Below are 22,224 nucleotides of genomic sequence, written 5' to 3'. Positions count from 1 at the left end.
GCCAGCGAATCACCTGGTGCCAATGACGCGGGCCAGCGCCTGCGCCAGTTCGCTGCGGCTGTAGGGCTTGCGCAGCAGCTCCCAGTCGGGCGGGGAATCGCGGTCCGCCTCCAGCAGCTCGGCCGAGAAGCCGGACATCAGCAGCACCGCCAGCAGCGGCCAGCGCTGCCTGGCTTTTGCTGCAAGCGCGGTGCCGCGCATGCCGGCGCCCAGCGCGATGTCGCTGAGCAGCACGTCGAAACCGGCATCGGGCAGCTCCGGCGGGTCCAGCTGTTCCAGCATCGACCATGCCGCCTCGCCGCTGGCCACCGGCGTCACCTGGCAGCCCAGCGCCAGCAGGAACTGCCGCACCACCTCGCGCACCTCGGCGTCGTCTTCCACCAGCAGCACGCGCAAGCCTGGCGGCAGCGCTTGCGTGGCCGGCACCGGCTCGCTGGCCGGGGCCTGCGCGTCGGCCTGGGTCGGGATGTAGAGCGTCAGGCAGGTGCCGCTGCCAGGCGTGCTGTCGAGGGTCACGGCGCCGTGCGATTGCTTGACGAAGCCGTAGACCGTGCTCAGCCCCAGGCCGGTGCCGCGGCCGGCCTCCTTGGTCGTGAAGAAAGGCTCGAAGGCGCGTTCCTTGACTTCCTCGGACATGCCGCTGCCGGTGTCGCTGATGGCAATCGCGACAAAGCCGCCGTCGGCTTGGCCCTGCGGGTCCAGCTCGGCGCGCAGTGCGCCGGGCAGGCGCGCGTGCGGCGTGGCCGTGAAGCGCAGCGTGCCGCCTTCGGGCATCGCGTCGCGGGCGTTGATGGCAATGTTCAGCAGCGTGGATTCGAGCTGTCCGGGGTCGGCCAGCACCGGTGGCAAGTCCACCAGCGGCTCGACTGCAATCTGGATGCGCTGGTCCAGCGTGCGGCGCAGCATGCCGGCCAGCGAGAGCAGCAGTTGGCCCACGTCCACTGCGCTGGGCTGCAGCACCTGGCGGCGCGAAAAGGCCAGCAGCTTGCCGGTCAGCTCGGCGCCGCGGCGGCTGGCCCGGGTGGCCGCGTCCACCAGCTGCAGCGCGTGTGGGTCGTCGGCCAGCGTCGGCAGCTCTTCGAGCACCTGTAGGTTGCCCTGGATCACCGTCAGCAGGTTGTTGAAGTCGTGCGCAATGCCACCGGTCAACTGGCCCACGCTTTCCAGCCTTTGCGCATGGTTCAGCGCTTCTTCGGACTCGGCCCGCTGCAGGCTGGTGGTCAGCAGGTTGGCCAGCGATTCGAGGAAGCGCTGCTCGTCCTCACCGAAGCGCTGCGCCTCGCGCGAGCGCACGACAAGTGCGCCAATGGTGCGCCCGCGGTCGGACAAGGGCACGGCCAGCCCGCTGGTCAGCCCGGCGGCCAGGTAGGCAGGCGGCACCACGAAACGTTGTTCGCACCGGTAGTCGGCCACCGTCACCGGCCCGCCCTGGGCCAGCACGAAGGCCAGCGGGCTGTCCGGCAGGTTCGCCAGCTGCGAGCCGATGGTTTCCTCCGCCAGCACGCCAAAGCCGCTCACCAGCCTGAAGTTCAGCCGGTCTGCCGTGAGCAGGTAGACCGCGGCCAGCTCGACCTGCAGCGCCTGGCCGGCGATCACCGGCACCTGGTCCAGCAGCACCTGCGGGTCGCGGGCATCCACCGCGGCGCGGCCGAGCTGCGCCAGGTGTTCGCTGTAGCGGGCCCGCTGCAGGGCCTGCTTGACGCGCGGGTAGCTGCCAATGTCGCGGATGGCCGCCACCACCAGTGGCAGGCCCTGGCTTTGCAGCGGGCTCAGCGCGATCTCCACCATCACCTCGCTGCCATCGCGCCGCTTGGCCACCAGGTCCATCTGGGTACCCATCGGCCGGGTGCGTGGATGGCGGGCATAGCCCTCGCGGTAAGCCGCGTGCTGAGGTCGGATCGCGTCTGGCACCAGCACGTCCACATTCAGGCCCACCAGCTGCTCGGGGATGTAGCCCAGCAAGGCCGCGGCCGACGGGTTGGCCAGCACGATGGTGCCGCGGGCATCGGCCACGATCAGCGCGTCCGGGTAGGCCGCGAACAGTGAGCGGAACACATCGCGCTCATCCAGCTCCAGCGGCAGGCTGGGCGCCGAGGCGGGCGGAGGGGCAGGGCTGCGCATCTGTCTCAGCCCTTGGTCACCGGCGCCACCAGGATGTAGCCGGCGCCGCGCACGGACTTGATGATCTGCGGATCGTCGGCATCGGCCTCCAGCTTCTTGCGCAGCCGCCCCACCTGCACGTCGATCGTGCGGTCGAACGGCGCGGCGCTGCGGCCGCGGGTCTGCTCCAGCAGGAAGTCGCGCGAGAGCACCCGGCCGGCATGCTGCAGGAAGGTGCTCAGCAGGTCGAATTCGCCTGTGGTCAACACGGTTTCCTGGCCTTGTGCGTCCAGCAGCCTGCGCGCCGAGCTGTCCAGCGACCAGCCGGCAAAGCGCTGCGGGCCGGCGGCTGCAGCAGCAGGGGCCGGAGCGGGTGCCATGGCGGGTGCAGCGGCTTCGTCGGGTGCAATGCGCCGCAGCACGGCCTTGACGCGCGCCAGAAGTTCGCGCAGGTCGAAAGGTTTGGTGACGTAGTCGTCCGCGCCGACCTCCAGGCCCACGACCTTGTCCACCGCGTCCCCGCGGCCGGTGACGATCACCAGCCCACAGTGCCAGTGCTCGCGCAGCTGGCGGGCAATGGAAAAACCGTCTTCGCCGGGCAATCCCAGGTCCAGCAGCACCAGCGAAGGCGCATCACTGCTCATCAGCGCCATCAGCGCGCGGCCACTGTGCAGCTGCGTGACCCGGTAGCCCCGGCCCTGCAGGTAGTTGGCGAGCAGTGCGGTGATGTCGGGCTCGTCGTCGAGAACGGCCAGGTGCAAAGGGCTGACGGCGGCGGGAAGCGACATCCCGCCATCGTAAGGGATGAATGCGTCAGATTCCTTCACTGCTCATGGCTTCTTCACCGGGCAGCCCAGGGCTTCGAACCCTGCCCTGGCCTGGTAGGCCGGCACCGGGTAGTACTCACCCAGCGTGGCCGCCTCATCCCCCGGCTTCTGCGTGGCCCACAGGCTTTGCGTGAAGCCGGGCGAGGGCTTCATGTGGCGGTGGATGATGTAGCCGCCATGCGGGTTGTCCATGCCGTCGCCCACGCCCCAGGGCAGCCAGGCCACGCCGCATTCGGCGCGCGCATTGGCTGGCCGGTTGGCGGGCGTGGAGACCACCAGCGTGTAGCGCTGGTTCGCGTCCAGAGGCACCTGTTCGTCCATCAGGCAGGCGTCCACCGCGCCGTCGTGGATCGAGCGTCCCTTGCAGAAGGACCAGTAGCGCAGGTCCACGTTGGCGTCCATCACCGCATTGCCCTGCAGCGTGTACGGCGTACGCGGCGCCTTGCCTTGCACCACCAGCAACTCGCCGTAGCGGTCGTCCACGTAGGCCGACATGTAGTAGTTGTCCAGCGTGCCGTAGAAGCCGCTGCGTCGCGTCGCATCCATGCGGTTGCGCGCCTCTTCGAACGGTGTGTTGATCAGCACGCTGGCCATCGTCAGCAGCGGGTTGTAGAAGCCATTCCAGCGCGGCACCGGCTGGGCCGGGTGGTAGGGCGCCTTGGCCCCAGGCACCGCGAACATCGCCTGGTTGCCAGCCTTGCTGGCACGGAAGTCCCGCACGGCCTGGTCCTTGACCACCTGGCCGCGGCACAGCGCATCGCCCTCCACCTGGCTGCCATCGGCCAGCGTCATCACCGGCCGCGGCAGCTTCGCGCCACCCAGCGGCCCCAGCCCATCGTCCGGCGCATACACCCGCAGCCAGAGCTGGTAGGTCGCCTCGCCCGTCGGCACGAAGATCGTGTTCGCCGGCCGTGTCGCCTCGTCCACCCGCACCCCCGCCTGCAGCGCCGCGCGCGCCTGCACGTTCACCGTGAACTGCCGCGGCATGGCCAGCCGCTGCGCGCCGGGGCGGAAGGGATTCACGCTGCCCGCATCTGGCGCAATCCCATCGTCCGCCAGGCCATCGACCGGCTGGCCCAGCGGGTTGTACGAAGCAAACGACATGTAGCGCGCCCGCGGGTACTCACCCTTGAGCACCAGTTTGGCACCCTCGGGCAAGCTGAATTGCGAGATCCAGTAGGTCACCGCCCGGTCCGGACTCAGGATGTTGAAGGTGGCCGGCGACACGGTGCCGACCCAGAAGCAATCCGTCAGGCCCTTGCCGGCCTGCACGCGGTCGATCTCTTCAGCGCTGAAGGGCACGACCTGCGGCGCGGCCTGGCGCAGCAGGTCCATCACGGCGGAGGCGGAAGGCTCAGGCGGCGGTGGCGTTTGGGCCAGCGCGGCTGTGGCGCAAAAGGTGAGGCTGCTCAGCCAACGCAGCGCTTGCAGGGGCATGCCGGTCTCCATTGTTCTCGGTAGACTGGCAAGGTAGCAGAGAACGGCGGTCCTGTTCCTTGCCATTGGTGGCCGAGATGCCACCTGCCGATGGGTTGGGTGCACGCTGTTGGCCACGCGCGCTCGGTCGATCGGCGCTTTCGAATGGCCGCATGGGGAGACCAGGCGGTCACGCAGAAGTCTTTTCCTTCGGCGACCGTCTGGCCTTCGCTGCCGACTTCGACGCGTCGCCCTCGGGTACGGGTTCGGTGAGGCGGTCTCCCCACGAGTGCGTCAACTGCTGAACCACTTCGGCGACGATGCGACATGCGGGTGAGAGCTTGCCTTGCTTGGGCAAAGCCAGGGTCGTGTGGCGGATCAGGTCAGGCTTGACGAGTTGGCTGGCCTGAAGCCGTCCGCTCTGCAACTCGGCTGCCATCGAGTAGGGGCCGAGCACTGAGTAGAGGCCTTTCGTGTGCGCAACGAGCTCCTTCTGCACGGTCAATGAGTCCGCCTCGGTGACAGTTTCCAACTTGAACCCGAGGCTGCGCGCCGCTTCGTCAAGCGCGTTGCGCCATTGGCCCGGACGCCGGGGCAGCACCAGCCGCAAGTTCGCAAGACGCGTGAAGTTGACCGTGGGCTCACACGTCAAATCGTCACCTGGCGCGGACACAAGGTAGGTGTGCGCGACGCTCAGCAGCTTCTCCTCACGTCCGCTCGGACGCTTGAAGCGGAAGAGGACCGCGAGGTCAACGGCCCCGCTGTCCAGCATCGCGTCGATCTCCGCGCCTTGCGCCTCGGCGATGTTCAGACGGATGCCCGGATGTTCCTGCTGCAGGCGCTCGAACAGTCGCGTCACCAGCGGATGCGCAGCCGAAGGGATGATGCCCATGCGCACCTCGCCCAGCACCTTGCCCGCATCCGCGCGCAGGTCCTCGGTCAGGCGCTCCGTTTCCTGAAGCCAAGAGCGCAAGCGCAGCGCGGCACGGGAGCCGAGTTCGGTCAACGCCACGCCGCGCCCCGTGCGCCGGAACAAGGGACTGCCAAAAGTGGCTTCGAATTCGCTGATCTGCCGGCTGACATGCGACTGCACCGTCTGCCTGCGTGCCGCCACCTTGCTGAGGCTGCCTGCCTCGGCCACTTCCAGGAAGAGTCTCGCGCTGGCGATGTTCATAGGGATTTCCAGTAAGAGCCATGCCAAAAATGGCAAGTCTGAATCCTTGGGATTCTAGGTAGGCAGAGAGCCTCCGGATTTCTACATTGGCGTCATCCGCTGCACCGAGCGACTCGACCGAGCCACCGGCAGCAGCATCCCTCAGTCAGGAGACGCCGTTGAAACTCGTCAGCTTCATTCACGCCGGACAGCCCACGTATGGCGTCGTCCAGGGTGATCGTTATGTGCAACCCCCCGCCGATTTCCTGAGCCGCTTTCCGGACCTGCTGGCGGTCCTCAAGGCCGGCGCGCAGAGCGAACTGCAACTGGCCGCGGCCAAGAGCGGCACGTCCGTGGACCCGGCCGCCGTCAAGGCCTTGCCGGTGCTGTCGAATCCGGGCAAGCTGATCTGCGTCGGTCTCAACTACAAGAGCCACGTCGCCGAGACCAAGCGCGCCGACAGCGAGTACCCCTCGCTCTTCCTGCGCTTCAACGACACCCTGGCTGCGCATGGTGATGCGGTGCTGCGGCCGAGCTTCTCCGAGCGCTTCGACTGGGAGGGCGAACTGGCCCTCGTGATCGGCAAGGGCGGCCGGCACATCCCGAAGGCGCAGGCCTTCGAGCACATCGCCGGCTACGCCTGCTTCAACGACGTCAGCGTGCGCGACTGGCAGCGCCATACCCACCAATTCACGCCCGGCAAGAACTTCCCCGGCACGGCGCCGTTCGGCCCCTGGTTGGTCACCCGCGACGATGTACCCGACGTCGCGAAGCTGACGCTGGAAACGCGCGTCAACGGCCAGGTGATGCAGCACGCCAGCATCGACGACCTGATCTTCGACATTCCGGTGCTCATCGAATACATCTCGCGCTTCACGCCGCTTTCGCCAGGCGATGTGATTGCCACCGGTACGCCGGGCGGCGTGGGTGATCGCCGTGAGCCGCCGGTCTACATGAAGGATGGCGACGTGGTCGAGGTGGAGATCACAGGCCTGGGTGTGCTGCGCAACCGCATCGCCACGGAAGCCTGAAGCGCGGAGACCGACATGGCAAACCCACGACCCCAACTGCGCATCGCCGTCGACATCGGCGGCACCTTCACCGACATGGCGGCCTTCGATGAGGCCAGTGGCAAGCTGCTGTTCGGCAAGGCGCTGTCAACTCATGGCGAACTCGTCAAGGGCATCCAGGCCACCATCGCCAGCGCCGACATCGACTGGCGCGACGGCAACCTGTTCCTGCACGGCTCGACCATCGCGATCAACACGCTGCTGGAGCGCACCGGTGCCAACACCGCGCTGCTGATCACCGAGGGCTTCCGCGACATCTACGAGATCGGCCGCGTCAACCGGCCCGATGCCTACAACCTCTTCTTCAACAAACACCAGCCGCTGGTGCGGCGCTCGCTGCGCTTCGAGGTCGCCGAGCGCCTGCGCGCCGACGGCAGCACGCACAAGCCGCTGGATGAGGCTGCGGTGCGCGAACTGGCGCGTGAGCTCAAGGGGCAGAAGGTCGAGGCGGTGGCCGTGCTGCTGCTGCACTCGTACCGCAACCCGGCGCACGAGCAGCGCGTCAAGCAGATCCTGCAGGAAGAAATTCCCGGCGCCTTCATCTGCGCCTCGCACGAGCTGAGCCAGGAGTACCGCGAATTCGAGCGCGTATCGACGGCGGTGGCCAATGCCTACGTCGGGCCGCGGGTCTCGGAGTACCTGGGTCAGCTGGAGACCCACCTTTCCGGCCACGGCTTCGAAGGTGACTTCTACATCGTGCAGTCCACCGGCGGACTGTTCCCGGTGGCGCATGCCAAGGTCGGCTGCGTGCGCATGCTCGAATCCGGGCCTGCAGCCGGCGTCATCGGTGCCCAGGCGATCTGCGCGCAACTCGGCATGGGCGATGCCATCGCCTTCGACATGGGCGGCACCACCGCCAAGGCCGGCGTGATCAGCGAGGGCCGGCCGCTGACGACGGGCTCGGCGCTGATCGGTGGGTACGAACGTGCCTTGCCGATCCAGATCCCAATGATGGACATCCACGAAGTCGGTACCGGCGGTGGCAGCATCGCCCGTGTCGAGACTGGCAGCGCGCTGCGTGTCGGCCCGCAGAGTGCGGGTTCGATCCCTGGCCCGGTGGCCTATGGCCGCGGCGGCACCGAACCCACGGTCACCGATGCCAATCTGCTGCTCGGGCGGCTCGACGCCGAGCACTTCCTGGGGGGGGAGCTCAAGCTCGACCTCGACGGCTGCCAGCGCCAGATGCGCGAGCGCGTGGCCAAGCCGCTGGGCCTGGACCCGACCGCAGCGGCCGACGGCATCCTGCGCATTGCGGTGACGCAGATGTCACATGCGGTCAAGGCTGTGACCACCGAGCGGGGCCTGGACGCCGGCAGCTTCACGATGGTCGTCTACGGCGGCGCCGGCCCGCTGCATGCGTCGGCCATTGCCCGCGAGATCGGCATCCGCAAGGTGTTGATCCCGTATGCGCCGGGCTACTTCTCGGCCTACGGCATGCTGTTTTCGGACCTGCGCTACGACTACGTGCGATCGGTGTTCCGCAAGCTCAACGACGTGTCGTTCGAAGAGATCGAGGCGGCGTACAAGACGATGGAAGACGAGGGCCGCGCGGCACTGGCGCAATCGGGGATCAATCCCGACGGCGTGGTGATCGAGCGTGCCGCCGACATGCGCTATGTCGGCCAGGAACACGCCGTCACGGTCGACCTGCCGCTGGCCTACTTCGCGGGCAAGGACCGCCAGGCGATCAAGCAGCAATTCGACGAACTGCACAAGGTCCGCTACGGCACCTCGGCCCCCAAGGAGCCGGCCGACCTGGTCAGCTTGCGCGTGACGGTGCTGGGCACGATGAAGAAGCCGCCCAGGCACAGCGTGGACGTGGGCACGGCCACGCCGGACAAGCGCGCGGTTCGCGCCGTCAAGCCGGTGTACTTCCGCGCCGGCGGCTGGGCCGACACCCCGGTCTACCTGCGCGACCTGCTGCTGGCCGGCAACGTCATCACCGGTCCGGCCCTCATCGAAGAACACGCCTCCACCACCGTCGTGCAGCCCGGCGATGAGCTGCGCGTGGACGAACTCGGCAACCTGCAGATTTCCATTGGGAGCGACCGCTCATGAGCACCGCCCAAGCCACAACCCTGGCCAACACCCACGGCACCACCCACGGCACCACCCGGGCCCCCGACACGAACGCCTCGACGGTGGACGCAGTCACTGTCGAAATCATCCGCAACGGGCTCTACGCCGTGACCGAGGAGATGAAGACCAACCTGACGCGCACCGCCTACAACCTGATCATCTACGAGGCGCTGGACTTCACGGTCGGCCTGTTCACGAAGGAAGGCGACACGGTCTCGATCGGGCTGGGCCTGCCGATGTTCATCCGCGGCATGTCGGAAACCGTGAAGGCCAAGATCCGGCACTTCGGCTACGAGAACATCCTGCCGGGCGACATCCTGGTCACCAACGACGCCTACACCACCGGCAGCCACCTGAACCACTTCACGTTCACCATGCCGGTGTTCCACGAGGGCAAGCTTGAAGGCTTTACCTGCTGCATGGCGCACTGGCTGGATGTGGGCGGCACGCTGGGCAATGTCACCACCGACATCTTCAGCGAGGGGATCCAGATCCCCATCATCAAGTACCAGCGAGAGGGCGTCGTCAACCAGGACCTGATCGACATCATCGCGATGAACGTGCGGCTGGCCGACCGGGCACTCGGCGACCTGCGCGCGCAAATCACCGCCATCACCACCGGCGAGCGTCGCTACGTCGAGCTGCTGCAGCGTTACGGTGCCGATGCGGTGAACGCCTCGATCCGCCAGATCATGGATTCGTCGGAAGCCGTAGCGCGCCAGAACACGCTGTCGATCCCCGACGGCGTCTACGAGGCCGAATCGTTCATGGACGACGACGGCTTGGAGATCGGCAAGCGCATTCCAATCCGAGTCAAGGTCACCGTCGCTGGTGACGAGATGACCGTCGACCTGTCCGATGTCAGCAAGCAGGTTCGCGGCTTCTACAACTCGGGATTCACGACCGGCATCGCCTGCGCGCAGGTGGCCTACAAGTGCCTGACGACGCCCACCGACTACCCGGTCAACGACGGCAGTTTCCGGCCGCTGAAGGTGGTCATGCCGATGGGCACCGTCATCAGTGCCGAGCGGCCTTACCCGATGCGCGTCTGGATGACTTTCCCGATGACGGTCATCGACACCATCTTCAAGGCGCTGGCACCGGCGATCCCGCACCGCTCGATTGCCGGCCACCATGCCGACCTGGTGTTCCCGAACATCCACGGCATCTCCCCGGAGGATGGCCGCTTGTTCATCGTGGGCATCGGCCCGCTCGGCGGCGGCTGGGGTGCCAAGAGCAGCGAAGACGGCGTTTCGGTGACCGTCTGCATCAATGACGGCGACACCCACAACAGCCCGACCGAGCAGCTCGAAGCGAAGTACCCGGTTCTGGTCGAGAAGTACGAAATTCGCCAGGACAGCGCCGGCGCCGGCAAGTACCGAGGCGGCCTCGGTGCCGAGATGGTGGTGCAGGCGCTGTCGCCATTCACCGTGACGACTCGCATCGACCGCGTGCATTGCAAGCCCTGGGGCCTGGAAGGCGGCGGCGACGCGATGGGCAACGGCCTGGCCGTGCGCCACAAGGGTGAATGGAAGACTGACCACCTGAACGCCAAGATCTTCAACGTGCGGCTCGAACGGGGCGACGCCTACAAGATGCTGTCGGGCGGCGGCGGGGGCTTTGGTGACCCGCTGGAGCGCGACATCGAGAAGGTCGCCGAGGATGTGCGCGAAGGCTACGTCAGCGCGGAGGTGGCGCGCGAGGTCTACCGCGTTGCACTCGACGCCAATGGCCAGGTCCACGCCGAAGCCACGCGAACCTTGCGCAGCGCCCCGCGGGCCCCGCGCAACGGTACGGCAGGTGATCTCGCCTGGGCCGGGCAGTGAGCAGCGCGGGCCTGGCCGTGGCAGCCAACGATTTCGTGCAGCGTGCCGAGCACCTGCTCGACCTGTGGAGTTCGCTGTCGATGCTGCACGTGGCGCTCGGGGCTGGCTGCGGCTGCGGCATCGGCGGCATCAGTCTGCGCCTGGACGACTTCGAACTCGACATCGTCGACTACCTGGGTGACACCGGTGTGCGGTCCGGTGTGCCAGAGGTTGCGGCCTTTTTCGTGGAACAGCAGCAGCGCGCGCAGGAAGGCTCGGCGATGGGCACGCGCGCGCAGCCGCTGCGCCACCTGCTCGATCAGGCCCGGCGCGAACGCCTGCCACTTGCGGTGACCGAGTGGCTGTTGCCCAAGGTCGAGAAGACGCTGCGGTCCTACGCCGAACTGCATGGACCCAAGCTCGAAGGTTGAGCACACCCGCTGCCAACGAAATACAAAAATCCAGGAGACATCTTGAACATCATCCAATTGCTGGCGGCGACGAGCTTGCTGGCCATTGCGCCTACATGGGCGCAAGCCGCCACCTTCCCGGAAAAGGACAGGACGATTCGCATCGTCGTGCCCTTCGCCGCCGGCGGTGGCGTTGACAACGCGGCACGCCTGCTCGGCGAGCAATTGCGCAAGCAACTCGGCGTCTCGGTCATCGTCGACAACAAGGCCGGTGCGAGCGGCACCATCGGCGGCAGCGCGGTGAAGACGGCGCCTGCCGACGGCTACACGCTACTGTTCTCGGCGGCGACGCATGTGCTGGCCAAGCAGGTGCTGTCCAACCCGCCCTACGACCCGCAAACCGACTTCGCGCCGGTGGCGCGCGTCGGCGAGGCGCCATTGATGCTGGTGGTCTCACCGCAGCAGCCGGAGAAGAAGCTGGCCGAGGTGCTGGCCGCCGCCAAGCAGCAGCCCGAGAAGTGGATGGCTGCGATACCTGCAGCCGGTGCTCCCAGCCATCTGGCGACCTTGCTGCTGGCCAGCCAAGGCGGCGTCACGTTCACCTACGTGCCTTACAAGGGAACGCAGCCGGCGCTGGTCGATGTCGGTGGCGGTCATGTCAACCTGCTGCTCGACTCGATGATCTCCGTGCTGCCCCTGGCCAGGAGCGGCAAGGTCAAGCCGATCGCCATCACTTCAGCCAAACGCAGTGCCCTCGCACCGGAGGTGCCGACCGTGGCCGAAAGCGGGATGCCGAACTTCTCGTACGTGTCCTGGTATGGCGTGTGGGCGCCGAAGGACACGGCGGCCGAGCGCATTGCCATCCTCAACACCGCCATCAACAAGGCTGTGGCCGAACTGGCGAAGAGTGGCGCTTTCGCAAGCCTGGGCATAGACGCCGTCTCCCAGACCGCTGAGCAATTCAGGCGCTACGTGGCGGCAGACGTCGCGCAGGGCGCCGAATTGCTGAAGAACGCCGGCTTCAAGCCGGAGTAGCCGACCCGCGCCCAGGCCAACGCCACAGGCATTGGCACACCCGTCAACGGTGGCGTCAGCGATGCCCCGGCGGAGATTGCCGTCCCACTCACTACGCGGATGGCGCAACAAGTGCCCATCGCAAGCAAGGAAGCATCATGTTGAAAAGCATTTGCACGGCCGGCCTGAGCGCCGCCTGTTTCGCCGCCACGGCGCAGTCGTCGGTCACGGTCGGCGGCACGCTGGACCTGGGCCTGCGGCAGGTCCGCAACGGCTCGGTTGGTTCTCAGAAGTCCGAAGTCAGCGGTGCCAACGCGACGAGCAAGCTCATCATCCGCGGGGTCGAGGACCTGGGTGGCGGACTCAGTGCCGGCTTCTATCTGGACGGAACCATCCTCGCCGACACAGGCGTTGCTGGCGCTGCTGCGCCGGCCGGGCAGTTCTGGGACCGCCGCTCCACCGTCAGCGTGGCCAGCGCCCAACTCGGCGAGGTCCGGCTGGGCCGCGATTGGGTGCCGACGCACCTGGTGTGGACCGGTTTCGACCCGTTCATGACGCTGGGCATCGCCAGCGCCAACACCTTCCGGTCTTTCGCCGCCTCGCGCGCACTGGGCCAGGCATTCGGAACGGCCGGCGAGGCCACGACGGCCAACCCGACATTGCGAGTCAGCAACGCGCTTGAATATTTCCTCCCGGCCGGACTTGCCGGCATTTACGGTCAGGCCATCGTGACGGCGGGGGAAGGCGGCACGCCGGCCGCTGGCGGCACCAGGGGCGAGGGCTTCCGGCTGGGCTGGGCAGGGAGCGGCTGGAACGTCGCTGCCGCGCAATTCACGACGCACAATGCCGCCGGCGACCAGAGTTTCAAGGATCAGGTCTACGGCGCCTCGTACGACTTCGGCGTCGTCAAGCTCGACGTCGCGCAGCGGCGCTGGTTGTTCGGGGTGGACCGCACTGTGAACACCCAGTTCGGCGCGGTGATTCCAGTCGGCCGGGGCGTGATCAAGCTGACCTATCTGCGCGCCAATCAGACCGGCGCCACGGCTGCGCAGAGCGCCAAGGACGCCAGCTTGCTCGGAGCTGGTTACGTCTACAGCCTCTCAAAGCGCACCGCCCTCTACGCGCACGTGGCGCAGGTCGAGAACAAGGGCGCGGCGACTTTCGCAATTCCGGGTGGCCCGGCGGTCAGCGGAACGGCGACGGCAGCCAACTATTTCGGTGGCCAGAAGTCGACCGCCTACGAGGTGGGTGTGCGGCACGACTTCTAGGGCAACGCTGACCCGAGACCGCGAATTCCCAGTTGCGCGACGACCGCTCGACAGACAACAAGAACGACCCGAGCGGCGTGATGGAGACATGATGTACGACCACCCGACACCGGCGATGTCCGAGCAAGACGGCGCCCACCACGCAGCCCAATTGCTGTTCCGCATCGAGAACGTGCCATTCACGCGATGGCACACGAAGGCGCGCGTCGTCATGGGCAGCGCCACCTTCTTTGATGCCTTCGATGCGCTGGCGTTGGCGTTCGTGCTGCCGGTGCTGGTCGGCCTGTGGCACCTGACCACTGTCCAGGTGGGTGTGCTGATCGCCGCGGGCTACCTCGGCCAGGTCATCGGTGCGTTGTTGTTCGGCTCCCTGGCCGAGCGCTACGGGCGCGTTCCCATCGTCGCCGTGGCCGTCGGACTGATGTCGGCCATGAGCATCGTCTGCGCGCTGTCGGGCAACTTCCTGATGCTCTTCGTGATGCGCTTCATCCAGGGCATCGGAGTCGGCGGCGAAGTGCCCATCGCCGCCGCCTACATCAACGAGCTGTCGCAGGCCAATGGGCGAGGCCGCTTCTTCATCCTGTACGAACTCATCTTCCCGCTCGGGCTGCTTGCTGCGGCCCAGGTCGGCTCCTTCGTGGTGCCGCGATTTGGCTGGGAGTACATGTTCCTCGTCGGCGGCGTTCCCGGCCTGCTGATCCTGATCTTTCTGGCCCGCCTGCCGGAGTCGCCGCGGTGGCTGATCTCGAAGGGCCGCTTCGAGAAGGCGGAAGAGATCATTCGAACCATCGAGGCGAGTACGTCCAAGCGCAGCCTCGATCCAACGAACAACAGGCAGGAGATCGCCAGTCGCGTCGAAAGCCTGGCACTCGGTTTGCGGTCACAGAAAAGAGCATCCTGGAAAGAACTGTTCTCGCCGGTCTACCGGCCCCGCACCATGGTGGTCTGGGTACTCTGGGCCACGTCGTATTTCGTGGCCAACGGCATCAACAACTGGCTGCCGACCCTTTACAAGACGGTCTACAACATGCCGTTGCAGGAAGCCCTGCGCGTAGCGTCGCTGACCAACGTGCTGAGCGTGGTGGCCGTCCTCGGCTGCGCACTGTTGGTCGACCGCGTCGGCCGCCGCCGCTGGGCCATGGGCTGCTTCGTGCTGTGCGGCGCGCTGCTCGGGGTGCTGGCGGCCCTCGGCGCCAAGAGTGCCTTGTCGGTGATGATCCTCGCTTCGTCGGCCTATGCGGTGATGGGAACCACGACAGTCCTGTTGTATCTCTACACGCCCGAGATCTACCCGACACGCATGCGGGCCATCGGCACCGGGCTGGCGACGTCCTGGCTGCGCGTGGCCTCGGCCACCGCGCCGGCGGTTGCCGGCATTGTCTTGTCTGGCCAGGGCATCGCCGCGGTCTTCCTGATGTTTGCCCTCGCCAACGTGATCGGCCTGCTCGCCGCGATGCGGATGATCGAAACGACCAATCGGGCACTCGAAGACATATCGCCGTGAATCACGGCAGTCAGCCAGATGCCATGACGGGTGGCCTGGCCTGGCCTGGCCGGGGCGGGGCGGAGGTTGGCTACTCGTCTTGAAGCGGCGCTTGGCCCGGGCGCAGGAGTGCTGCCAGCAAGGTGCCCTGGAAGGCGGTGCGGGCCTCGGCCTCAGTTCACGGCGAGCCTGCGGGTCCGCGCGGGGTCTGTTGCAGCACGTGCCAAGTGCGGCGTGCCCGTTGGGTCGATGTGCACCGCCTGCAGCCGCCAGTCCCTGACGCCGGCGGCGGTGACCGTCATCCACAGGATGGAGCCGGTGTTGTTGTCCGCGTCGCTGAAGCCGTCGAAGACGAAGTTGCCCAGGCTGTAGATCACCGGTTTGCCGTCGATGATTTCGGTGTCCTGGCGGATGTGGGGATGGGCGCCCACCACCGCATCCGCACCGGCGCGGATCATCAAGCGGGCGAGGGCGTGTTGGCGGGCGTGCGAGGTTTCGCTGTGCTCCTGGCCCCAGTGCATGAAGGGGATGACGATGTCGGCCTGTGTCCTGGCCGAGCGGATGTCGGCCACGATCTGCTCCTCGTCGGCCCAGGCCACACCCGGGCTGTCAGGCCCGGCTTCGAAGCGGCGCGGGAACATCTCGTCATACCCCAGCAGGGCGATGCGCAAGCCCTGTCGCTCGATGATGGCGGGGCGGTGCGCCGCGCGCAAATCGGTGCCGCCGCCGAAGTAGGGCAGGCCGGCGCGCTGCAGCCGGCCCAGCATCTCCCCAAAGGCCCCGGGGCCGAAGTCGCCCGAGTGATTGTTGGCCAGCGAGACGGCGTCGACATGCCGGCGCAGCACGTCCAGCACCCGCGGGTTCGCCCGGAAGGTCCAGGGCTTGTCGACGGGCTTGCCGCCGGTGGCGATGACGCATTCCAGGTTGGCGATGCGCAGGTCCGCATCCTTCATGGCGTTCATGACAGGTCCAAAAGGATCCTGTCCGCGCGCGATGACCCGCCCCGGCCCGTCGGCCAGCATTACGTCGCCCATCCACGCCAGCCGCACCACAGCGCCGTTTGCCTCTGGCCTGGCAATGCCGGCTCGCGGCCGCGCCAGTTGCGCGCCATCGCCGGTCGCGTCCACGCGTGCCCAGCCATCGGGGGTTGCGCCTTGCCGCACCAGCGCACAACCCCAGGCCAGTTCACGGCCCAGCCCCGAGGTGTAGGCCCGCTGCCAGCCCGACAAGCTTGGTTGCCACGCATCTTCCTGGTCGAGCACCCCATGCCCCGCGGCCGGCCACCGGCTTTGCGACAGCACCACTGCGGGCCCGGCGCCTTCCCGGTCGAGCACGGTGACGACCACCTGGCTGACCTGGTCCGCACCGGCTGCGTCGCTCAGCGCAAGCGCGCGCAGCTCGAAGCCTTCGCCCACCTTGGCGCGCGTGGCCGCCAGCGGGTCAATGTCCGCTGCCACCCGCAGCGTCGCGGTGGCCTCCCCGCTGCGCATGCTGCACAGTAGTTCGGTGGGACCAGCCTGTTGGGCTGACGCAAGCGTGTTGGCCAGCAAGGCGCCAACGCCGAAGGCAAGCCTGACGACGCTGCGGCAACGACGCGCCGCGCGCCAGGGAACACAAAACATGGCAACTCCGCCGTGAAGAGACAAGGCGTGCTGCGCATGGCGCAGCACCTGCTACTTCACTGAACGGCGTGCAGGGCGCAGATGGGACATCGAAGCGCCGGGCTCTGCAGGCGCGGCGCTGTTCAGCCCAACGGGGGCCAGAAGTTCTCCCGCACCTGCACCGCCCTCGGAATGAGCTTCAGCTCGAAGAACGCGTCGGCCACCGCCTGTTGCGAAGCGGCGATGGCGGCGTTGGTGGGCACGGCGCCGTAGTGTTGGCGCTGCTGCAGCTTCAGCGCCAGCGCTTCATCCAGCCCCAGCAGCGGCGCGAGGATGCGTGCCGCTTCGGCTTGGTGGCTGTTGGCCCAGGCGCCGGCTTCGCCCAGCCAGCCGACGAGGGCGCGCACGATCGCAGGGTTGGCTTGTGTGAACTCGCGGCGGGCTTCGTAGAAGCTCCAGGGGGCGCCGGTGTCCAGGCCGGGGGCGCTGAGCAGGCGGGCCTGGGTGGCGGACTGGGCGATGGTGAGGTACGGGTCCCAGACGACCCAGGCGTCGATGGATCCGCCCTGGAAGGCGGCGCGCGCGTCGGCAGGGGGCAGGAAGACGGGCTGGATGTCGGCGTAGCGCAGGCCGGCGAGGGTGAGGGCGCGGATCAGCAGGTAGTGCGAGCTGGAGCCTTTGGCCAGGCCGATGCGCTTGCCTTTCAGGTCGACCACGCTGCGCATCGCGCTCTCGGGCTTGACGAGGATGGCTTCGGTGCCGGGGGCGCCGGGCTCGGCGCCGACGTAGACGAACTGCGTACCGGCGGCCTGAGCGAAGACCGGCGGCGGCGCGCCGGTCACGCCGAAGTCGATGGCGCCGACGTTCAGGGCTTCCAGCAGCGCCGGGCCGGCCGGGAACTCGATCCACTTCAGCTGCCAGCCTTGCGCAGCCAGCAGCTGCTCCAGCACGCCGCGGGTCTTCACCAGCAGCAGCAGGCCACCTTTCTGGAAGCCGATGCGCAGGGTCTTGGGCTCTGACGCGTGCGCCAGGACAGGCAGGGCGAGCAGGCCTTTGAGAAGGATTCGACGGGTCATGCTTGTGCGGTCTTCAAATGCTCGGTGGGCAGGCGATGCGCAGGCCAGGCCAGGCCCAGGTGCTCGCGCAGCGTGCGGCCTTCGTAGCGCTGGCGGAACAGGCCGCGGCGCTGCAGTTCGGGCACGACGAGGCGGGCGAAGTCGTCCAGCCCGGCAGGTACCGTCGGGGGCATCAGGTTGAAGCCATCGGCGGCGCCGGCTTCGAACCAGTCCTGCAGCACGTCGGCCACGTCGGCCGCGGTGCCGACGACGCTGAGGTGGCCACGCCCACCGGCGATCTTCAGCGCGAGCTGGCGCAGCGTGAGCTGGCCGTCGCGCGCCAGGCTGCTGAGCAGCTGCTGGCGGCTGCGCTGGCCGGTGCTGGTTTCGGGCAGCTCGGGCAGCGGCTCGTCCAGCGGGTAGCCGCTGAGGTCGAAGTTGCCGATCATGCGAGACACCAGCGCCACACCGGCTTCGGGGTGCACCAGCGCCTGCAGGGCCTCGTGCTTCTCCTGCGCCTCGGCGCGGCTTTCGCCGACCACCGCAAACACGCCCGGCATGACCTTCAGCGCCTCGGGCGCGCGGCCGAACGCGGCGGCGCGCGCCTTGAGGTCCGCGTAGAAGGCCTGGCCGGCGGCGCGGTTCGGCTGCGCGGTGAAGACCAGCTCGGCGCTGGCCGCGGCCAGCGCGCGGCCAGCCTCGGAGGCGCCGGCCTGCACCAGCACCGGCCGGCCTTGCGGCGAGCGGGCCACGTTCAGCGGGCCGCGCACCGCGAAGTGTTCACCGCGGTGGTTCAACTCGTGGCGCTGGGCCGGGTCGTGGTGCAGGCCAGTGGCCTTGTCGTTGACGAACGCGTCATCGCCCCAGCTGTCCCACAGGGCCAGCACCACCTGCAGGAATTCGCGGGCGCGGGCGTAGCGGTCCTCGTGGGCGATGTGCTCGGCGCGGCCGAAGTTGCCGGCCTCGGCGGCGTTGTCCGAGGTGACCAGGTTCCAGCCGGCGCGGCCGCCCGAGAGATGCTCCAGCGAGGCGAACTGGCGGGCCACGGTGTAGGGCTCGTTGTAGCTGCTGGTGGCGGTGGCGATCAGGCCGATGCGCTCGGTGACCGCGGCCAGTGCCGACAGCAACGTGAGCGGCTCGAAGCGGGCGGAGCGGGACATGCGCTCGGCGCCTGGGCCTTCATCGGCGGCCACGCTGTCGGCGACGAAGATCGCGTCGAAGCAGGCGGCCTCGGCGGTGCGCGCGAGCTGGCGGTAGAGCGCGAAGTCCAGACCTGCTCGCGGTGGCACGCTGGACGCACGCCAGGCCGCGACGTGGTGCCCAGACTCCATCAAAAAGGCACCTAAATGCATCATGACAGCCCCTCGTCCGACGGGTACATCGTCCGATCCCCCGAGGGGATGCGGGCCGGCTTGGGAGCGGCCCGGCGCTCGGCCCGCGTGGTCTGCGTTGACATGGCTTGTTTCATGGCTCAGAGGAAGTCGTAGCGCACGTTGAGACCGAAGTAGCGCTGGTCGTCACGCGGCACCCAGCGGTTCACGTAGCTGCCGCCGCGGCCGAGGAAGGAGGCGTAGCTGCGGTCGGTGAGGTTCTTGGCCAGCACGGCCACGCGCCAGCCCTGGCCGGGGGAGGCGAGGGCCACGCTGGCGTTCCAGATGCCGTAGGCGCCTTGCACTGTGTCGGCGTATTGGCCGATGTCGTACTGCACCTTGCTCTGCCAGTTGAAGTCGCTGCCCAGCGTGAGCTGCAGGCCGCTGTCCAGCGGCACGGTGTAGTCGCCGCGCAGCGCGAGCTTCCAGTCCGGCGAGAAGGGCAGGGGCTTGCCGTTCACGTCGCAGCTGGCGGCGGCACCTGCCGGGCAGTTGAAGTCGTCGATGCGGGCGCGGATGTACGCGGCTGCGGCGCCCAGCGTGAGCTGCGGCGTGGGCTTGGCGCTCAGGTCCAGCTCCACGCCGCGCGAGGACACGTCGCCGGCGTTGATCAGCCGGGTGATGACGGTGCCGTCCACGTTGTCGTAGAAGTTGGCCTGGTAGTTCTGGTACTTGGTGACGAAGGCTGCCAGGTTCACTCGCAAGCGGTGGTCGAAGGTCTCGGTCTTGAGGCCAGCTTCCAGCGAGTTGGAGGTCTCGGGTTTGAGCGCCAGCGTGTCGCGGTCCAGCATGTTGAAGAACACGTTGTAGGCCGGGCCCTTGTAGCCGCGAGAAAAGGTGAGGTAGCTGCTGGCTTCGGCAGACAGGTCATGCTGCAGGCCGACCCGGCCGGAGTAGCCGGTTTCGCTGGTGCTGCCCTGGTTGGCCACCACGGCATTGACGCCGGGAATCGCGCCGTTGAACTGCGCGTCGGGCGTGCTGCGGCTGCGCTCGTGGTCGAAGCTGAGGCGGTCCTCCGTCACGCGCAGGCCGAGCAGCGCGCGGGTATCCGGCGCGAAGTGCCAGCGGCCTTCGCCGAACAGTGCGGTGCTGTCGCTCTGGGTGCCGTAGTGGGCCAGGCCCCAGTCGGCGAAGCTGCTGCCATCGGCCACCACGCGGGTCACGTCGCGGCGGTAGGTTTCGCGGTCCTTGGTGTGCATGTAGTAGAGGCCGCCCACGTAGTCGAAGGCGCCGCCCTGGGCCGAGGCCAGGCGCAGCTCCTGCGAGAACTGGTCGAAGTCCACCTGGCCGTGGTCATGCGACTGCGGCAGGCCGACCACCGGCGCCGACAGGCGGTCGCCGTCCTGCACCTGCTGGTTCTGCCAGTCGCGCCAGGCGGTGATGGAAGTCAGCGTGTGGCTGCCCAGCGGCAGTTCGAGTTGCACCGAGGCGCCGCGGTTGCGGTCGGCGGCGGTGGTCTTCAGGTTGTTGTTGATCTCGCGGTTGTCGTCGCTGGCGGTGACCGGGCCCAGCGCCGCGGCGAAGGCCGGGTAATTGGTAACAGTGCCGGCGGGGTAGGCGATCAGCGAGCTGCGGGTGATGACGCCGGTGGGAATCGTGTCGTGCGACTGCAGCCAGTCCGCATTGAAGCTGAGCTTGCGGCCGCCACCCAGGTCCCAGTCCAGCCGTGCGCGCACACCCTTCTTGTCGTAGCCGTTCACGTCTTCGCCGGTGAAGAGGTTGCGCACGTTGCCGTCGTAGCGGGCGCGCAGGCCGGTGATGGATGCGGTGACGCCGGGCGAGAGTTCGCCGGAGATGCCGGCGCGCAGGCGGTTCTCGTTGCCGCCGCCGTAGTGCGAGAAGTCGACGTAGCCCTCGGGCGTGCGGGCCGGCGCGCGGGTGCTGATGTTGACCACGCCGGCCGAGGCGTTCTTGCCGAACAGCGTGCCCTGCGCGCCGCGCAGCACTTCCACGCGGTCCACGTCCAGCAGGTCCAGCGTGGCCTGGCCGGGGCGGGCCAGCACCACGCCGTCGATCACGGTGGACACGGTGGGCTCGACGCCCGGCGAGGTGGAGATGGTGCCCACGCCGCGCACGAAGAGGGATGTGTCCTTGTTCGACGCGCCGGTGCGGAAGTTGACGCTGGGCACCTGGGTGGCGAGCGCGCCCAACGTGTTGCGGTTGCTCTGTTCCAGCTGTTCGCCGCTGACCACCGACACGGCCACCGGCACGCTCTGCAGCGACTCGGCGCGGCGCGTGGCGGTGACGGTCACCGTCTCCAGCGTGGCAGCGGGTTCGGTGGCTGCTTCTTCGGCCCGGGCGGTGGCGCTCAGGCAGGCCAGCGCCGCGAGGGCGAGGGCGTGGTGGGGAAATTTGCGCGGGAAGTGGGCGGCGGGCGAGGCGTTGGACATCTTCATTCTCCGAAATTTGGGACAGCCAGCAGCGCCGTGTTAGCGCTAACATTGTCGCCATCATCGAGACCCGGGACGCACTGCGTCAAACGACAAAAAATGGCTTGCTTAGGCGAAAACCTTGTTTGCGGCGGACCGGCATGACGGTGCGCAGACGCAAGGCGGCGCAGCGCACGACGCTGGCGGATGTCGCCGCGATGGCCGGTGTTTCGGCCATCACCGTGTCGCGCTTCTTCAACGAACCGCACCGCGTGGGGCCTGAGCCGACTGAGCGCATCCGTGCCGCGGTGGAGGCGCTGAACTACGTGCCCAACCTGGCCGCGGGCGGGCTCGCGTCAGCGCACAACAGGGTGGTCGCGATGGTGGTGCCCAACATCTCCGGGCCGATCTTTGCCGACACGCTGCAGGCGCTGTCGGACGGTTTGGCAGTGGGCGGCTACCAGTTGCTGCTGGCGTCCAGCTACTTCTCGGTCGAGGCCGAGGAGCGCGCGGTGCGGGCCTTCCTGGGCTGGAACCCGGCCGCGCTGGTGCTCACCAGCCGCTTCCACAGTGCGGCGACTGAGCGCTTGATTGCCGATGCGACGCAGCCCGTGATCGAGACCTGGGACCTGCAGCCTGGCCGCAAGCCGTTGCAGATCGGTTTTTCTCACAGGCAGGTCGGGCGGGACGCGGCGCAATACCTGCTGGACAAGGGCCATCGCCGCATCCAGTTCGTGCGCAACAGCGCGGCTGGCGACCTGAGTGCGCAGGAGCGCGAGGCTGGTTATGCCGAGGTCATGGAGGCGCATGGCCTGGAGCCTCGCCACTTCGTGCCGACCGCCGCTGCGCCGCTGGAAGCCGGCGCCGAGGCGATGAAGGCGCTGGCGGCGCGCCAACGCCAGCGCCCCGAGGCGCTGATCTTCGCCAACGACAACCTGGCCTGCGGCGCGTTGCTGGCGGGGCAGCGCGCTGGCATGCAGTTGCCTCAGGACATGGCGGTGTTCGGCTTCGGTGACTATGCCTTTGCCGACAAGCTGCTGCCCAGCCTCAGCACCATCCGCCCGCCCGCCCGGCAGATCGGCGAGCTGGCGGCGGCGCAGGTGCTGCAGCTGGGCCGCGGCGAGCAGCCGTCGGCGCTGACCGAGCTGGTTTGCGAACTGGTGGCGCGGGAAAGCGCCTGAACGGCACTTCGGTGGCTTGCATT

Annotated in this window: 16 protein-coding genes; 8 read left to right on the top strand and 8 right to left on the bottom strand. The window is 67.9% G+C overall.

The features are described 5' to 3' along the window. Positions 1–9 precede the first annotated feature (9 nt). The 4 genes from LRH25_RS12360 to LRH25_RS12345 all read right to left on the bottom strand — a co-directional run bounded on the left by LRH25_RS12360 (position 10) and on the right by LRH25_RS12345 (position 5,517). The gene (locus LRH25_RS12360; RefSeq protein ID WP_231011228.1) at positions 10–2,121 is read right to left on the bottom strand and encodes a PAS domain S-box protein; all 2,112 of its coding nucleotides are present in this window, start codon (positions 2,119–2,121) and stop codon (positions 10–12) included. 5 nt (positions 2,122–2,126) lie between these two features. After that, entirely contained in the window at positions 2,127–2,888 is a 762-nt protein-coding gene (locus LRH25_RS12355; protein WP_141286065.1) for a response regulator transcription factor, read from the bottom strand. A 42-nt stretch (positions 2,889–2,930) separates the two neighbouring features. Further along, the gene (locus LRH25_RS12350; protein WP_141286067.1) at positions 2,931–4,364 is read right to left on the bottom strand and encodes a hypothetical protein; all 1,434 of its coding nucleotides are present in this window, start codon (positions 4,362–4,364) and stop codon (positions 2,931–2,933) included. A gap of 169 nt (positions 4,365–4,533) precedes the next feature. Then, positions 4,534–5,517 (bottom strand): LysR family transcriptional regulator, encoded by a 984-nt coding sequence (locus LRH25_RS12345; RefSeq protein ID WP_141286069.1) that lies wholly within the window; start codon positions 5,515–5,517, stop codon positions 4,534–4,536. 158 nt (positions 5,518–5,675) lie between these two features. Here LRH25_RS12345 and LRH25_RS12340 point away from each other — a divergent pair, with 158 nt between their 5' ends. The 7 genes from LRH25_RS12340 to LRH25_RS12310 all read left to right on the top strand — a co-directional run bounded on the left by LRH25_RS12340 (position 5,676) and on the right by LRH25_RS12310 (position 14,646). After that, on the top strand, positions 5,676–6,527 hold the full coding sequence (locus LRH25_RS12340) for a fumarylacetoacetate hydrolase family protein (protein WP_141286071.1): 852 nt from the start codon (positions 5,676–5,678) through the stop codon (positions 6,525–6,527). 15 nt (positions 6,528–6,542) lie between these two features. Next, positions 6,543–8,624 (top strand): hydantoinase/oxoprolinase family protein, encoded by a 2,082-nt coding sequence (locus LRH25_RS12335; RefSeq protein WP_141286073.1) that lies wholly within the window; start codon positions 6,543–6,545, stop codon positions 8,622–8,624. Continuing rightward, positions 8,621–10,471: a hydantoinase B/oxoprolinase family protein gene (locus LRH25_RS12330; protein WP_231011227.1), complete on the top strand. Its 1,851-nt coding sequence runs from the start codon at positions 8,621–8,623 to the stop codon at positions 10,469–10,471. The genes LRH25_RS12335 and LRH25_RS12330 overlap by 4 nt, the downstream gene beginning before the upstream one ends. After that, entirely contained in the window at positions 10,468–10,881 is a 414-nt protein-coding gene (locus tag LRH25_RS12325) for a hypothetical protein (protein WP_231011226.1), read from the top strand. Before LRH25_RS12330 ends, LRH25_RS12325 begins: the two co-directional genes overlap by 4 nt. A gap of 48 nt (positions 10,882–10,929) precedes the next feature. Next, complete coding sequence (locus LRH25_RS12320; RefSeq protein WP_141286083.1) at positions 10,930–11,895, top strand: Bug family tripartite tricarboxylate transporter substrate binding protein; 966 nt, start codon at positions 10,930–10,932, stop codon at positions 11,893–11,895. 137 nt (positions 11,896–12,032) lie between these two features. Next, a complete protein-coding gene (locus LRH25_RS12315) occupies positions 12,033–13,142 on the top strand; it encodes a porin (RefSeq protein WP_141286075.1) in 1,110 nt (369 codons plus the stop codon). Positions 13,143–13,230: 88 nt separating this feature from the next. After that, positions 13,231–14,646 (top strand): MFS transporter, encoded by a 1,416-nt coding sequence (locus LRH25_RS12310; protein WP_141286085.1) that lies wholly within the window; start codon positions 13,231–13,233, stop codon positions 14,644–14,646. 152 nt (positions 14,647–14,798) lie between these two features. On the opposite strand, the gene LRH25_RS12305 is transcribed toward LRH25_RS12310, so the two are convergent. The 4 genes from LRH25_RS12305 to LRH25_RS12290 form a co-directional block, all read right to left on the bottom strand. Further along, complete coding sequence (locus LRH25_RS12305) at positions 14,799–16,115, bottom strand: CapA family protein (RefSeq protein ID WP_231011225.1); 1,317 nt, start codon at positions 16,113–16,115, stop codon at positions 14,799–14,801. 254 nt (positions 16,116–16,369) lie between these two features. Further along, positions 16,370–17,302: an aliphatic sulfonate ABC transporter substrate-binding protein gene (locus tag LRH25_RS12300; RefSeq protein ID WP_141286077.1), complete on the bottom strand. Its 933-nt coding sequence runs from the start codon at positions 17,300–17,302 to the stop codon at positions 16,370–16,372. Then, positions 17,299–18,612: an LLM class flavin-dependent oxidoreductase gene (locus LRH25_RS12295; protein ID WP_231011224.1), complete on the bottom strand. Its 1,314-nt coding sequence runs from the start codon at positions 18,610–18,612 to the stop codon at positions 17,299–17,301. The genes LRH25_RS12300 and LRH25_RS12295 overlap by 4 nt, the downstream gene beginning before the upstream one ends. A gap of 140 nt (positions 18,613–18,752) precedes the next feature. Next, on the bottom strand, positions 18,753–21,041 hold the full coding sequence (locus LRH25_RS12290; protein ID WP_211361547.1) for a TonB-dependent receptor: 2,289 nt from the start codon (positions 21,039–21,041) through the stop codon (positions 18,753–18,755). 140 nt (positions 21,042–21,181) lie between these two features. Between LRH25_RS12290 and LRH25_RS12285 the strand changes: the two genes are divergently transcribed. Continuing rightward, positions 21,182–22,201: a LacI family DNA-binding transcriptional regulator gene (locus tag LRH25_RS12285; RefSeq protein ID WP_231011223.1), complete on the top strand. Its 1,020-nt coding sequence runs from the start codon at positions 21,182–21,184 to the stop codon at positions 22,199–22,201. The last annotated feature ends 23 nt before the right edge of the window (positions 22,202–22,224 follow it).

It is taken from the genome of Ideonella azotifigens (assembly GCF_021043325.1).
Classification (GTDB): Bacteria; Pseudomonadota; Gammaproteobacteria; order Burkholderiales; family Burkholderiaceae_C; genus Ideonella; species Ideonella azotifigens.
This window is presented reverse-complemented; position numbering and strand designations above follow the sequence as displayed.